The following is a 535-nucleotide window of genomic DNA, read 5'->3' on the forward strand; positions in this document are numbered from 1 at the left end:
TGCGGCCTGACGAACCGTTTGTCTGGAGTCTGGATTTTAATGCCCACTTCACGTGCGGAACGCTTTACCAGGAGGGAAAAAATCTGGGGCGTTGTGTCGATAATTTATTTGTCAAGGAAGCGGGCAAGAATCTGACCATGGCCCAGACGCTGGGTCTGCTGTTTGTACAGCGCTATGCGGGCCACCGCAATAAGCGGATCATCCTGACGGGTGACCGTAACGGGCGTAACAAATCGGCAGGCAGTGATAAGACCATGTTCGAACAGGTAGAGCAGGTACTCAGTGAAGGGCTGGTGGTGGACGGGGTGCGTGTCGGTGGTGGCTGGCAGGTGGACGTGCAGGCACTGACCAGCAACCCGCCGCACAAGGACAAGCACGTGATGGTTAACGACGTGCTCAGCGAGCGGCACGAGCACCTGTTCATGCTGCGGTTCGATGAGCTGCTGGCCAAGGCCACGATCGTCAGTATTGAGGCCTCACCGATCCATGCTAACTACGAGAAGGACAAGAGCAGTGAGCGGCCGGGCTTTGATCA

Annotated in this window: 1 pseudogene; it reads left to right on the forward strand. The window is 56.8% G+C overall.

The window, feature by feature from the left end:
- Positions 1-535: pseudogene (locus BLX24_RS33200) on the forward strand (hypothetical protein); the annotation flags it as partial.

Origin of the sequence: Arsenicibacter rosenii, assembly GCF_001870735.1 — a bacterium.
GTDB classification, from domain to species: Bacteria; Bacteroidota; Bacteroidia; order Cytophagales; family Spirosomataceae; genus Arsenicibacter; species Arsenicibacter rosenii.